Consider the following 13,685-nt stretch of genomic DNA (forward strand, 5'->3'; position numbering starts at 1 on the left):
TCCTCCCAGGGCTTGCGCACTGTCATTGATAGCTACCTCCGCTATCTGCAGGTCGAACGTAACGCATCCGACCTGACGATCAAAAGCTATGGTGAAGATCTGGACGCGCTGGCGGAATATCTCGAAGAGAGTTTCGCCTTGGAGCCAGAACCGAGCGAAGTCACCACGCTCGATCTCCGTGGGTACGTCTCTGCGGTCTCTGAAGCAGGCTACTCTAGCAGCACCGTGGCCCGGCGTTTGGCTTCGATGCGTAGCTTCTTTAAGTTCGCCCAGCGGCAGCAGTTGGTGGAAAAGAACCCCGCCAAACCGCTCCGCAATCCACGCAAGAGCCAGAAGCTGCCGCACTTCCTGAGCACGGATGAAATCGGCACGCTCTTGAACGCTCCACCCCGGTCGTCGGCCGCCGGTATTCGAGATCGGGCGATGCTCGAAACGACCTATAGCGCCGGACTGCGTGTGAGCGAACTGGTCGGCATCAACGAAAACGACCTCGACCTGCACGACGGACTGGTGCGCGTTCGTGGAAAAGGTCGCAAGGAACGATTGGCTCCACTGGGCTCGTTCGCCCTCGACGCGTTGGAGAAATGGATCGATATTCGCCAGCTCAGCCCCAAGAGCGAAAAGCTGAAAGAACGTCCCATCTTTCTCAACAAGTTTGGCAATCGGATCACCACACGAAGTGTCGGGCGAATGCTCGAAAAATACTTGAAAGAGGCGGGGCTCGATCTGCGGACCAGCCCTCATACGCTACGGCACAGTTTTGCCACGCACCTATTGGATGCCGGAGCCGACATTCGTAGCGTGCAGGAACTGCTGGGGCACAAGAGCCTGGTGACGACTCAGATCTATACCCACCTCAGCACGGCGACCTTGAAGGGTGTGTACGAAATGGCTCACCCGCGTGCCAAAGATTAGGAATGCAGTCCAAACTGCGAGTGCCCTGACTGGGGTGAATACTTCAGTCGCATGACCGGGGACTCGTGACCGAAGGGGGACTGCTCGAACGAGATACGAATCCGCTCTTGAGCGTCATCCCCGATCGTGTGGCCGTCTTCAATCACCGGACCATTCTCCAGTAGGTAATCGGCTAAGCCATAGAAACGTTCGCACAAATCGGCTGGCTCGTCCGTGGCATCTTCGGTGACAAAGTCCATTACGTCGAGCGATTGCAGACCACGCGTGAAACCGACCGTCGTGCCGTCTTCGTTCTTACCGAGAAAAACAGCTACCCAAATGCACAGGGGCAATTCACCTGGTAGCGATTCCAGGGCAATATCTCGAAATACGTGCGGCTCGACCATTAGGCCGGCATCCCCCCATAGGACGCCAGCGGGTTGGCCACAGGCAGCCACGAGAGAAGCCGTCACCATCGTAAGAAGTTGCGATTGTTCCAGTGGCGTGGCGTCGCCAACTGCGGTAACAATAAGGTGAGTCTTGTGATCTTGCAGTTTTTCCACCGCATCGGGCCAGATCCATGTCTGTCGCTGAGGTGCCGCCCAGGTATCTTCCGGGATGGGACCAGGCATCATCCCCATGGCGATACTTTGGTGGCCCAGGTCGAAGGAGAGGGTGTTCTCTTCCTTTTTCACATCCGTTGGAGATGGCAACGTCGGCCATGACGAAGCGAGATCTTCCTCGAATGCCTTCCAAGAAACCTTGGAACCGCGATTCAAGGCGATCATCGAAAGCGAGACTCCCACGACTTTTTTCCTCTCGGACAAGACCGCGAATCGTGAACTCACTAAGTGATACGCTACATCCGAATTTTAAACCTTTCGATCTCGTAAACCAATGAAATTCCGAACGTGTCTCTTCAAATAGTTTTTCACTGCCACATTCCCCTTGCGGACATCTTGACAAAGCAGATTGTGTTTCCTCGCTGCGAATAAGTCGATCGTTATTCCACAACGATTTCTCGCCACTTGCTTAACAATTAAGATCACTCTTCTGACATAAACAACAGGACCTCGCATGCCCACCGTCGCAATTATCGGAGCCGGGATCTCCGGACTTATCTGTGCTCGCAAGCTGTCGTCTCGATTTGACGTAACACTGTTTGACAAGTCGCGCGGCGTATCAGGCAGAATGGCAACACGTCGCGGCGGACAAGACGAGGCCTCGTTTGACCATGGTGCTCAATATTTCACCATTCGCAGCAACCTGGTTACCCCCCTGCTCGAAGAGTGGATCGACGATGGAATTGTCGCAATGTGGCGAGGTAATGTTTGCATCTTGCGGCCCAACCTGAAGGTTCAACGCGAACCGACACCACGTTACGTCTCGATGCCAGGCATGAATTCGCTGGGCAAGCACCTGGCCCGATTTCTTCATGTTGAAACGAACACACCAATCGAGAAAACAAGTCGTACTTCCAGGGGCTGGACATTGACCACACCCGATGGAGCCGAGCATGGACCATTCGATATTCTGGTCAGTACCGCTCCGCCGCGGCAGACACTGACTATCGTGGGCGACGACGTACCATTTGCATCGATACTTGCCAACCAGCAGTTTGATCCCTGTTGGGCCACGATGATTCATTTCGAGAAGCCCGTTCCTGTTTCGTACGATGCCGCTTTCGTCCACGAAAACCCACTGCGTTGGATCTGCCGCAACAACAGCAAGCCGGGACGAAATCCAGACCAGGAATGTTGGGTGCTTCATACGGCCCCGAACTGGGCGAAAGAGCATCTGGAAGAGACGCCGGAAGAGGTTACCCCCAAGTTGCTTGCCGCCTTTTCGACCGCCATCGGGCAGAAGCTTGGCAACATTCAACACGCGACCAGTCACCGCTGGCGATTTAGTGCCCCTGCCCAGCCGCTTGAACAAGGGCATCTATGGGATCCGCGATCTCAACTGGGGATAGCTGGTGACTGGTGCTCAGGGGCGCGAGTCGAGGGCGCGATCCTCAGTGGGCTGAGTTTGGCGGAGAAAATCGCTAGTTAACCTCAAACTCATTGAAACTTTTTCCCTCTGCTGAGCCATACTTGGGTAGGAACAGTACCAATCTTTTCCGGAACACCCCCAGCAGAAACTTCCGAGGCACCATGTTCGCTATGCGAATTCTTGGCAACATTCTCTTTGCACTGACCATCATTCCCATCCTTTCGCTTTCGGCCCTCGCGGACGATTCTGTGGAAATCGCCCCCAATGGAAGCTTCGAGATCCCTAACGCCGAGGCGACCTGGCCAGCAGAGTGGAGTGGTGTCAAGGTTGGTGGCAGTTGGGAAACGGAGGACGGCAATCGCTTTCTGCGGCTGAAGAGCCCACAGCCTGGCGAGATGGTGATGCTGTACCAGGAAATCAAGCTGCCGACCGATGTGAGTGCTTTGAAACTGACCTGGAAGCAGCGTGTGAGCGACCTGAAGAAAGGGAAGAACTCGTGGTTCGATGCGCGGATCATGCTCGAGTTCATCGACGATCAGCATCAAAAGGTATCGCCAACCCCCAGTGCCGCCGCGACCGGCAAGGACACCGCTGGCTGGGTTGAGCGTGAAGTGGAATTCCTTGTTCCTGAAGGAGCCTACTGGCTGAAGTTCATGCCGGCCCTCTTTCAAGTCGAATCAGGCACATTCGATCTCGATGACATCTCGCTCAAGCCGATCGACCCGGCCCCGCTTCGAGAAGAGATGGAACGAAAGGCTCAAGAGCGTCTCGCCAAGCAACAGACCGACGCGGCCAAGCGACGCGAGAAAGCTCAGGCAACGCTTGAACAGTGGGGATCGCTCATTCCCAACGGCAGCTTCACCGAACAAACCAAGGGGCTTCCCACGGCCTGGGGGAAGATGTCTGGCGATCTTTCCTGGCAGACCGAGGGGGAGAACACGTTTCTGCGCATCCACAGTTCGCAGCCTGGGAAGCTGGCAATGCTTTATCGCACGTTCGATATCCCTGCTGGTACCACCGCACTCGAACTGACCTGGAAGCAGCGCATCTCGGAACTGAAAACCGGCAAGATGCCCTGGCACGATGCTCGCATCATGATCGAGTTCCAGGGGACCGACGGCAAGAAGCTTGCCGGGAAGCCTTCTCCTGCTTACACGCAAAAGAACACCGATGGCTGGGTTGAAAAGAGCAAAGCGTTCCTCGTCCCTGAAGATGCGTTGACCGTAATCTTGATGCCTAGCTTGTTCGAGGTAACGTCCGGCACGCTGGACATCGACGACCTGACCCTGAAGCCAGCCAGCCCAGAGCCCTTGTTAGCCGCGGCGAAACTTCGTGAGGAAGAAGCCAAGATGCGGGAAGTACCCCGCGAAGAACCGAACCCGGCCAACTGGCCCAAGATGCTGAAAGTGGTCGGCAATCGCGTTCAAGATACCGACGGCAACGATGTGTGGCTGCAAGGGGTCAATGCTGGCGGCCTGGAAACGCTTCCACAAGACAAGCAGCAAATCAAATCGACCGTCGTTGCCATTGACGAGTGGAAAGCGAATTGTGTTCGCGTCCCGATCAAAGATGAATTCTGGTACGGCCAAAGCCCTTACCAGAACGATGGCGGGAAAGAGTACCGCGAAACGATCGACCGAATTGTCAACCTGGCGGCCAACCGAGGTGCCTACGTGGTTCTCGATCTACATCGCTATCGCGCGCCAAAGCAGGAATACGCCGACTTCTGGAAAGACTGTGCGACCGTTTACAAGAATCATCCAGTCGTGCTGTTTGACCTGTTGAATGAACCCCACGGCATTACCTGGGAAGTGTGGCGAAATGGCGGCTTTGTGGGCACCAAAAGCGGAACCGATGAGTCGGCGTTCCTGGATGAAGAAGACAAGACGAAGAACCAAGGATTCGAGTCGATCGGCATGCAGGCACTCGTCGATGCCGTTCGTTCGACCGGTGCCAAAAATATTGTGATCGCTGGCGGCCTGGCGTGGTGCAACGACCTGACTGGAATTGCCGAAGGATATGCCTTAGACGACCCGACCGGCAACGGCATCATGTACTCGTGGCACACCTATCACTGGCACACCGACTGGGAGAAACGCGTCCTCCCGGCCGCCGCGAAGTATCCGATCTTCCTCGGAGAAGTGGGGGCCGACATCAAAAAGATGGACTTCATTCCGGCTGAGGCTCAGGAAGATCCTTATACCTGGGTTCCCGACATGCTGGGCTTCATTCAGAAACATCATATCCATTGGACTGGCTGGTGTTTCCACCCGAAAGCTTCTCCGATCATGATTTCGGATTGGAAGTACACCCCCACACCGTTTTGGGGGCAGTTCGCCAAAGACGCGTTGGGTGGCAAGAAGTTTGAACTGAAAAGAACTCGCTAGCAGTTTTCATCCTGGCTGAATCCCCTTTCCCTTGCTTGCTCTTCCTGGTTAAGTTGATGCCTTACCAGGGAAAGTATAGGTGACGAGGATTCATGTTCTGGATTGAAGAAGCAATGCTGGTGGCAGGGACGCTCCTTTTGTTGGGCGTGATCACTAGCAAAATCTCAGCTCGCTATGGTGTTCCGATGCTGGTGCTCTTCTTGGGTCTGGGCATGTTGGCCGGATCGGAAGGGTTTGGCGGAATCGAGTTTGAAGATTACGAACTGGCACATGCCGTCGGCTCGCTTGCGCTGGCAATCATCTTGTTTGACGGCGGACTGGGTACCACCTTCGCCTCGATCTCTACGGCCTGGAAACCCTCGTTGGTTTTAGCCACACTGGGCGTACTGATCACATCCTTGGCGACCGGCCTGGCCGCTTGCTGGATTCTTGGGCTACCGCTGCTCAATGGCTTGCTACTGGGAAGCATTGTCGGTTCGACCGACGCGGCCGCGGTGTTTTCGGTACTTCGAACCGGCGGCTTCGCCCTGCCTGCCAAACTGAGCTCGACGCTTGAGATCGAAAGTGGCTCGAATGATCCGATGGCAATCTTTCTGACCGTAGGGCTCATCGAACTGCTGACCCATGAAGTAGGCTGGGGAGGCAGCCTGATCCTGCTGTTCGTCAAGCAAATGGTATTGGGGGGAATGATCGGTATCGCGTTTGGATACATTGCGGTTTGGATCACCAATCGCTTGAATCTCAACACGGCTGGGCTCTATCCCCTTTTGACCACCGGCATGGCATTGCTAACGTTTGGACTGGCAGCACATTTCGGGGGAAGCGGTTTTCTAGCCGTTTATTTGGCTGGAATTGTGATTGGCAATAATCGCGTCGTCTTTAAAAAGGGGACGCTGCTGTTTCACAACGCTTTGGCTTGGCTGGCTCAAATCGCCATGTTTATCGTGCTGGGGCTGCTGTGTTTCCCCAGCGAATTGCTGGCCGTCAAATGGCAGGCACTGGGAATCGCAGTCGTCTTGATTTTTGTGGCTCGCCCCATTGCCGTGGTGGTATGCATGCTCCCGTTTCGCTTCCGCTGGAATGAGATGGCACTGGCCAGTTGGGGTGGCTTGAAGGGGGCTGTCCCGATTACGCTCGCGACGTTTCCCCTTTTGTTTCATCTTGATGAAGCGCAATTGATTTTCGATGTGGTCTTCTTTGTTGTCGTGGTCTCGGCCTTGGTCCAAGGGTGGTCTCTACCTTGGGTCGCAAGAAAGCTGAACCTGGACGAACCGATACAAGGCAGCCCTCCGGTTCAGCTGGAAATCCATTCGTTGCGACACGTCGACGGTGACATTCTCGACTACACGATCGAACCGGGCTCGCTGGCCGATGGTCGGAAAGTGAGCGAACTGGGGCTGCCTGAAGGGGTAACGATCGCGCTAATTGCCCGCAACGACGCGTTTATTCCTCCGCGAGGAGCGACCACTATTTCCCCAGGCGATCACGTGATCGTGGTTGTCAAAAGCGGGGCAGGGGAGGGGCTGGACGCAATTTTTTGCCAGGCCGCCCCCTTGGATAATTGATCGTTAAATGGATGGCGACATTCGCGGATGAACGGGTTAAGCTGATGTCTTGATGACGACAGTTTCCAGCACCCGTGTCAAACTTATGGCATACAACGAAGAGATCTCCGCACGCATCTATCGCTTGCTGCGTCGCCGGAAAGGGCTTACCGGCAAAAAGATGTTTGGTGGATTTGCGTATCTCCTGCACGGCAATCTTTGCTGTGGAGTACGCGACGACTACCTCATTTTGCGAGTCGGCCCCGATGCCTACCAGCAGTATCTGCAGTCTCCACACACGCGTGAGTTCGCCCCGACCGGAAGAGTCATGCGAGGCTGGATCGTGGTTGAACACGAAGGATTTGAAAGGGAAGATGAACTGAACCGCCTGATTTCCCAGGCCGTTGCTTTCACCCTCACGCTTCCCCCCAAAGACGCAGCATAACGCAGCATGTTCAAACGAAGACTTGGCAACACCGGCATCGAGATCACACAACTTGGCTACGGCACCATGGGGCTTCGTGGTCCGAATACCTGGGGTGTTCGTGTGGTGGAAGATGCCGCTGCCGAGCGGTTTCTGAACCGCGTGATCGATGCAGGCATCAACTTTCTCGATACGGCACCAGACTACGGGCTCGCCGAACAACGCATCGGCCGAGCCCTGGGTAATCGCAGAAATGAGTTTTACCTAGCCACCAAGTGCGGGTGCGCCTACGTCCAACATGCCGACCATCTGGAGATCAAGCACGAATGGAACCAAGAGGTCATCCAGCGGAATCTGGAAACGAGCTTAGAACGATTGGAAACAGACTATATCGACCTCATGCAGTTTCATGGTGGTGATGCGATCACGTTGGAAGAGAACGGCCTGGTCGATCAACTACTCGACTTCAAGAGTCAGGGGATGATTCGACATATCGGCGTGTCGAGCAAGCTTCCTGATTTGCCTGGGCTTATTGAATTAGGTGTATTTGAAACCTTCCAGATCCCCTATTCCTGCCTGGCCCCTGAGCACCACGATATCATCACCGCCGCAAGTGAGTCGGGAGCGGGGATTATCATCCGGGGTGGAATCGCCCACGGTGGCCCCGATGCGGAAATTCAACGACCGAACCTGAATGACGTATGGACGGCAGCCAAACTGGACGAACTTCTGACCGAGGACATGTCCCGCGCCGAGTTCATCTTGCGTTTCACTCTTTCGCACCCGCACTGTGATACGACGATCGTTGGCACATGCAACGAAGACCACCTCGCAGAAAACATCGCCGCCGCCAATAAGGGACCATTAAGTGCCGAACTGGTGAAAGAAACGCTGCGACGCGTGTCGGCGTTATGAGCCGTAGTGAATAGCCAACCAAATCGTTTTCACATCGGGATCGGTCGACTCAACGCGATGCTTCTGATGGGAAAGCAGGTTGACGAAGTCGCCAGGCACGAGCAATCGTGGCTGGTCTTCCCCTTCAATCTGTAATGTGGCTGAACCTTGCAGCAGGACGACGAATTCGCTTTGAGGCTGGTCGTACCAGTAACCTTCTGGCGAAGCGTGCCCATGTGAAACGATCCGCTCGATACGCACGTCTCCGCTCTCGACCAGTGCTTGAAACGCTTCCTCAGGCAGAGATTCCGGCAGATCGCGAAAAAGGTTGGTTATGTCCACTGGTAGCTTGCCTGTTTTTTGAAGCCTTCGATCTTCAATCCACCATTACCATCGATCTCGAGGACTGCGAAACCGTTATTATCGGGGCCGGACTGTTCGATCATCGCGCGCAGCGTGCAGTAATGAATACCGTTAACCTGTTGGTAATCGTTGGCGTGACTATGCCCCTGGAAAACAGCGGCGACACGCTTTGACTGCTCCAGTATCTTTCGCACCGTAGGCGAATTATTGACGAAGTGACTCCCTTCGTCGTCCAATCGCTGATGAGCGAAGACAATCGTCTTCTTGTCACTTTGGTTGAGATCATCGGCCAGCCATTCCAACTCTTCCGCGGGAATATTGGCATCGGTCCACACCGAATTCTTCCGGCCATACGGCTTGCCGTCAGTGCGATAACAAGCATCGAGAACCACGAAGTGGAAATCGCCGCGATTGAACGAATAGTAAGATTTCTCCTGCCCGATCGTGTCGAGGAACTCCTCTTTGGTCAGCGTATCGACACAGTGGTTTCCCAGCACGTAATGACGGTCGACGCAGATCTCGGCGAACGGCTTGGCAATGGTCTTCAGGTAACCGAGTTCGACGTCAACCGCATCGGCAGCATCAATAAAGTCTCCAAGTTCCACGAGGAAGTCGAGACTCGCACCGGAAAGCTGACCGGATGCTACGGCGATCTTATCCAGTGTTTCCCGATAGTAGCGAGACCCGACAGGTTTCTTGTCGGCGTAGTGCAAATCTGTCATCAAGCCGATTCGCAGCATCGGTTCTGCTCCTTCGGCCAGTGCCGGGCCTGTGCTGACGCCTGCCAATAGAAGAACGCCGGTTTGCAGAAACCGGCGACGGGTTTGTTCCGAAGCGATAGATAGATCTATGGAATTCGACATCTCGATAACCTCGCAGTGACTTCGTGAAGTATGCAAGGTAGTCGAGTGAAATGCCAGTCCGCAAGCCGTCAAGAAAACGGCAGCATCGGTTAGATATAGACAGGAATGCTGGTCAAATTCGGACGATAGAAGGTCCCCCGGCAATGATTTTGTGGGGCGAAATTGGGACCGATATCAGCCAGAAATTCCTGGGCCCCCACAAATAGGTAACCTTGAGGGCTCATCGTACCGGCAATTCGTTGAAACAGGTCACGCCGGACGTCTCGGGTGAAATAGATGGCAACGTTGCGGCAGAAGACCATGTCAAAGCGGGCAGACATGCCCAGCGGTTCAAGCAGATTCTGTTTCTGAAAGCTGCACATTGATCGTATCTCATCGCGGATTCGCCATCCGTTGCCATCAGCTGTGAAAAAGCGTCGGAGACGTTCTGGCGACACGCCACGCTCGATTTCATGCGTGGCATACCAGCCACGACTGGCCTTGGCGATCACGGCGTCGGAGATGTCGCTACCCAGGATTTGAATGTCCCAACGATGCACGTCCGGAATCATCTCAGCCAAGGTCATCGCCAGGCTGTACGGCTCTTGCCCGGTGCTACACGCTGCCGACCAAAGCCGCAAACGCGTGGGAAATGCCGATTTCTCTTTGCTGTCGATCAGTTCTGGCAGAGCTTTGTGTCGTAGAGCCTCGAACAGGTAGCTGTCTCGAAAGAAAAGTGTTTCGTTCGTCGTGATGGCATCGACCACTTGGTTTTTCAAGGTGATGTCAGTGCCACGTCGCACCTTCTGGACGAGATCGGCGTAGCTGGCACAGCCATGCTTTTCGACGATATGCCCTAGGCGACTTTCAATAAGATAAGACTTCGATGCATCGAGGCAGATCCCGCACAAGTCGTTGATCAGGTCGCACACGGCGTCGATTTCGCCTGCATTTACCGGCATTTACTACCTCCTTGGACCTCGGCACTTTCGATGATCTCGTGCATTTGATTCAGGGGTGTGACTTTATCGGCCAGCCCGGCGGCAATCACTTGCCTGGGCATACCAAACACAACACAGCTCTTTTCTTCCTGGGCGACGACCATGCAGCCGTGACGCTTAAGCAAGCGACAGCCCATGGTCCCGTCATCCCCCATTCCCGTCATCACGATTGCCATCGCTTCCCGGCCATACTCGTGGGCCATCGAGCGAAACAGGTAATCGACTGACGGCTTACAGCTTCTTTCTGCTGGATCGTCCGTAATCAGAATCTCTTTACGACCGTTCTGCGAAATAACCTTCATCTGTTTGCCGCCGGGGGCAATGTAGGCATTTCCAGGCAAAATCACCTGACCGCTCTCCGCTTCCTGAACTTTGATCTTCGAGGATCGATCCAGATCGGCAGACAGCGACCGAGTAAACACCGGAGGCATGTGCTGCACAATAAGTAGCGGCACTCGCAAGTTCGCCGGTAGCTTGGGCAAGACATGGGCAAGCGCCGCCGGACCGCCGGTCGAGACGCCGATCCCCACTACTTTGGCATTCCCCGGATCGAAGCTCCCGGAAAGCACGTCGTGATGAATCGGTTCCTCTTCATGAATGGGGACCGTTCCCAGTTGCTTACGCAGCCGCTCCTGTAAGACCTTGACCTTGGGAAGGAGTTCCGTTTTCAGTTGAGCACAGCTGTCTTCCAGCTTCGACTGATTCGGCTTCAGGACGAAATCAAATGCCCCCAGACGAAGCGCCTGAGTGGTTGCCAATGCGCCATGATCGGTCATGGCGCTCAGCATGATCACCTCTGGCTTCAACGGCATCGTTTGTAGTTCTCGTAGAACCTCGATACCATTGAGAATCGGCATTTCGACGTCGAGCGTCACCAGATCCGGATGATAGTGACGGATCTTTTCGAGTGCGTTCTTGCCGTCGGAGGCGACGGCAACAATCTCTACTCCGGGGCACTGCGACAACGTGTCTCGTACGACCTTTCTGAACAAGGTCGAGTCGTCCACAATTAACACACGCATGGCTTCCGATTCCTTATTGTCCCGGGTTTCGTCGCCTGATCCCCATGCTGGTGGACGAGGCGACTCGTTTCCACAACTGTATTCCTACGCGCCCAACAAAGGCTGATCTTGCTTGGCTTTGGTAGCCGGAGTAGATTCGCCGATCTTGAAACGCGACACAACGCTTCGCAAGTTCTCAGCCAGTCGAGCAAGCTCTTCACCCGATTGCTGCGACAGCCCTGCACCTTGAACGGTTTCGCTCAAGACACGGTCCACCTCGCAAATGTTCTGCGTGATTTCGCCGCTGGCCGTGGCCGATTCGTCGACACCACGGGCCACCACTTCAGCGGCCGAAGCAGTTTCCGATATGTCCTGCGAGATCTGCTTGGTCGTGATGCTTTGCTCTTCCACGGCCGAAGCAATCGTGCGTGCGAGTTCGTTGACACTGCTGACGACTTCGCTGATCTCGGAAATGGAGCTCACGGCATCCTGCGTCGAGCTTTGAATGTGCTCGATTCGATTGCGAATATCGTCCGTGGCACTCGAAGTCTGTTTCGCCAGTTCCTTCACTTCGGTTGCCACCACGGCAAACCCCTTACCGGCTTCACCAGCACGAGCTGCTTCGATGGTCGCATTGAGAGCCAGAAGATTGGTTTGTTCGGCAATATCTTCGATCACTTCGATCACGCGTCCGATTTCATTGGCAGCCGAACCCAGATGACAGATCTTATTGTTGCTGTCTTCGGCGATACGGGTGGCCTTGTCGGCGACACCGGCGCTGGTTTCAGCATGCTTGGCGATTTCGGAAATAGTGGTGGTCATTTCGTCGATCGCTGCGACAACCGAGCTGATACCGCTTGACATTTGCGTTGTCGAGGCAGCCATGTTCTTCATGTTGATCGACATTTCTTCGGCAGCCGAAGAAACACTGGCCGAACGATGTTTAGACGATTCAGCCCCAGACGAAAGCTGGGTGGCCGTCGTGACCAAACGATTCGACCCTTCAGAGAGAGTGTTCGAGTTGGAAGCGATCTCGCCTACCATGTCCTGAATCTGACCGATGAACAAGTTAAACCAATGGGCAACCTCACCGATCTCATCACTGCGAGATTCATCCAGTCGTTTCGTCAGGTCACCATCCCCTTCCGCGACGTCTTGCAGCATGGCAATCGTGTTGTGCAGCGGCTTGGTGAACGTGCGAGAGATCAGGAAGGCCATGATCCCGATAACAACCGAAGCGATCACGGTGGTCATTGCCCACGCATACAGCGGGCGATAAGCTTCGGCAAATGCCTCGGCAGCATTCACGCGAACCAGGACATTCCACTGCATGCCTGGGAATCCGAGAGCTCCACGCATCGGAGTGTAACCGGCAGCCTGAGTGATTCCCTTGCGAGGGTGAAATGAGTCGGTCGTATAACCGTTTTCACCACCAACCACCGTTTGAGCAGCCAGGACCTGCTTGTCGACCAGGTTCAGCTTACCGATAACGTCGACATCGCGAACAATCTCTTCCGTTCCGCGAGTCGCAGGATCGCAATCGACAATCACGACTCCCTTGTCGTCCAGCAAGGTGATCTCGGCGGTGGCCATACCCCGCTGCTTTAGCTTGCGATAGGCATCCCATACAATTTCTTCCACCAGGTCAAACTTCGCGACGTTCTTCCACACGGCAATCACGTTGCCTTCGGCATCGTAAACCGGAGCAGAGAAACCAAGCGAGTACCCTTCATTGCCGTAACACTTCATGACTTTGTCGTCGACATAAAAGTGCTCGACAACCGTGCCGGAGAAGGAACCGGTCTCGTCTTCGTAGAACTTCTTGGCCAATACATCCTGAAACCAGTGCTTGTCCGCAAAGTTCTTTTCGTACAGTTCCTCGGTATTCACGGCGACCCCATCCTGATCGCGGCTGTTGACGGCAATCAGCTTGCCGTCCAGGTCGACAAGCATCGTCAAATAGTAAATGTCGTAGGTATCAACGTACTTGTCCATGGCTTCGACGATTGCATTGTCCATGCCTTTTTTGTACCACGAGTCTCGGTCCTGAATGACCGAGTTTAGGCAGAATGCTTGAACGTCTCCGTAGCGTTCGAACAAGTTGCGATCGATCGTATCCGCAATATTCTCCGCCGTGGTTTGATAGTCCTTGGCAGCAATCTCAATGGCTTTGTGTGCTGATTGCCACATGACAACACCAACGGTCAACAGCGGCAGAATACCAAATACAAGACAAGCCGCGATTAGCTTGCCGGTCATCTTCAACTTCAAAATATTTTTCACTTGGGGTTCACCTTGGAACTGGGGGCGTTGCAATTTAAAGAAGAAATCGCTGGTAGTCTC

Annotated in this window: 12 protein-coding genes; 6 read left to right on the top strand and 6 right to left on the bottom strand. The window is 54.6% G+C overall.

Annotated features, from left to right (window positions below):
- Window positions 1-12 precede the first annotated feature (12 nt).
- Window positions 13-915 carry a tyrosine recombinase XerC gene (xerC, locus tag C5Y96_RS10030; RefSeq protein WP_105353344.1) on the top strand — a complete coding sequence of 301 codons (903 nt, stop codon included), beginning with the start codon at window positions 13-15 and terminating at the stop codon, window positions 913-915.
- On the opposite strand, the gene C5Y96_RS10035 is transcribed toward xerC, so the two are convergent.
- Window positions 912-1,700: a DUF4261 domain-containing protein gene (locus C5Y96_RS10035; protein WP_105352692.1), complete on the bottom strand. Its 789-nt coding sequence runs from the start codon at window positions 1,698-1,700 to the stop codon at window positions 912-914. The two genes, xerC and C5Y96_RS10035, sit on opposite strands and share 4 nt — an antisense overlap.
- Window positions 1,701-1,971: 271 nt before the next feature.
- Here C5Y96_RS10035 and C5Y96_RS10040 point away from each other — a divergent pair, with 271 nt between their 5' ends.
- The 5 genes from C5Y96_RS10040 to C5Y96_RS10060 all read left to right on the top strand — a co-directional run bounded on the left by C5Y96_RS10040 (window position 1,972) and on the right by C5Y96_RS10060 (window position 8,156).
- Window positions 1,972-2,946 (top strand): NAD(P)/FAD-dependent oxidoreductase, encoded by a 975-nt coding sequence (locus C5Y96_RS10040; RefSeq protein ID WP_105352694.1) that lies wholly within the window; start codon window positions 1,972-1,974, stop codon window positions 2,944-2,946.
- A gap of 101 nt (window positions 2,947-3,047) precedes the next feature.
- The gene (locus C5Y96_RS10045; protein ID WP_105352697.1) at window positions 3,048-5,273 is read left to right on the top strand and encodes a cellulase family glycosylhydrolase; all 2,226 of its coding nucleotides are present in this window, start codon (window positions 3,048-3,050) and stop codon (window positions 5,271-5,273) included.
- Window positions 5,274-5,365: 92 nt separating this feature from the next.
- Window positions 5,366-6,838, top strand: coding sequence for a potassium/proton antiporter (locus C5Y96_RS10050; RefSeq protein ID WP_105352699.1), 1,473 nt, complete (start codon window positions 5,366-5,368; stop codon window positions 6,836-6,838).
- Between the two features lie 52 nt (window positions 6,839-6,890).
- Window positions 6,891-7,262, top strand: a complete 372-nt coding sequence (locus C5Y96_RS10055) for a TfoX/Sxy family protein (protein ID WP_105352701.1) — start codon at window positions 6,891-6,893, stop codon at window positions 7,260-7,262.
- A 6-nt stretch (window positions 7,263-7,268) separates the two neighbouring features.
- Window positions 7,269-8,156 (top strand): aldo/keto reductase, encoded by an 888-nt coding sequence (locus tag C5Y96_RS10060; RefSeq protein ID WP_105352704.1) that lies wholly within the window; start codon window positions 7,269-7,271, stop codon window positions 8,154-8,156.
- On the opposite strand, the gene C5Y96_RS10065 is transcribed toward C5Y96_RS10060, so the two are convergent.
- From C5Y96_RS10065 to C5Y96_RS10085, 5 genes are all read right to left on the bottom strand, one after another.
- Window positions 8,151-8,477: a phosphoribosylaminoimidazole carboxylase gene (locus C5Y96_RS10065; protein ID WP_105352706.1), complete on the bottom strand. Its 327-nt coding sequence runs from the start codon at window positions 8,475-8,477 to the stop codon at window positions 8,151-8,153. The two genes, C5Y96_RS10060 and C5Y96_RS10065, sit on opposite strands and share 6 nt — an antisense overlap.
- Window positions 8,468-9,361, bottom strand: coding sequence for a metallophosphoesterase (locus C5Y96_RS10070; protein WP_105352709.1), 894 nt, complete (start codon window positions 9,359-9,361; stop codon window positions 8,468-8,470). The genes C5Y96_RS10065 and C5Y96_RS10070 overlap by 10 nt, the downstream gene beginning before the upstream one ends.
- Window positions 9,362-9,450: 89 nt before the next feature.
- Complete coding sequence (locus C5Y96_RS10075) at window positions 9,451-10,302, bottom strand: CheR family methyltransferase (protein ID WP_105352711.1); 852 nt, start codon at window positions 10,300-10,302, stop codon at window positions 9,451-9,453.
- Window positions 10,293-11,363, bottom strand: a complete 1,071-nt coding sequence (locus C5Y96_RS10080) for a chemotaxis response regulator protein-glutamate methylesterase (protein WP_105352714.1) — start codon at window positions 11,361-11,363, stop codon at window positions 10,293-10,295. Before C5Y96_RS10080 ends, C5Y96_RS10075 begins: the two co-directional genes overlap by 10 nt.
- A gap of 84 nt (window positions 11,364-11,447) precedes the next feature.
- A complete protein-coding gene (locus tag C5Y96_RS10085) occupies window positions 11,448-13,625 on the bottom strand; it encodes a methyl-accepting chemotaxis protein (RefSeq protein WP_146115601.1) in 2,178 nt (725 codons plus the stop codon).
- Window positions 13,626-13,685: the final 60 nt, after the last annotated feature.

This window comes from Blastopirellula marina, from assembly GCF_002967715.1.
GTDB classification, from domain to species: Bacteria; Planctomycetota; Planctomycetia; order Pirellulales; family Pirellulaceae; genus Bremerella; species Bremerella marina_B.

Coding starts and splice junctions, on each gene's coding strand:
- C5Y96_RS10055 (WP_105352701.1), top strand. CDS start 6,891: ATGACGACAGTTTCCAGCACCCGTGTCAAACTTATGGCATACAACGAA.
- C5Y96_RS10080 (WP_105352714.1), bottom strand. CDS start 11,363: ATGCGTGTGTTAATTGTGGACGACTCGACCTTGTTCAGAAAGGTCGTA.
- C5Y96_RS10060 (WP_105352704.1), top strand. CDS start 7,269: ATGTTCAAACGAAGACTTGGCAACACCGGCATCGAGATCACACAACTT.
- C5Y96_RS10040 (WP_105352694.1), top strand. CDS start 1,972: ATGCCCACCGTCGCAATTATCGGAGCCGGGATCTCCGGACTTATCTGT.
- C5Y96_RS10075 (WP_105352711.1), bottom strand. CDS start 10,302: ATGCCGGTAAATGCAGGCGAAATCGACGCCGTGTGCGACCTGATCAAC.
- C5Y96_RS10045 (WP_105352697.1), top strand. CDS start 3,048: ATGTTCGCTATGCGAATTCTTGGCAACATTCTCTTTGCACTGACCATC.
- C5Y96_RS10050 (WP_105352699.1), top strand. CDS start 5,366: ATGTTCTGGATTGAAGAAGCAATGCTGGTGGCAGGGACGCTCCTTTTG.
- C5Y96_RS10070 (WP_105352709.1), bottom strand. CDS start 9,361: ATGTCGAATTCCATAGATCTATCTATCGCTTCGGAACAAACCCGTCGC.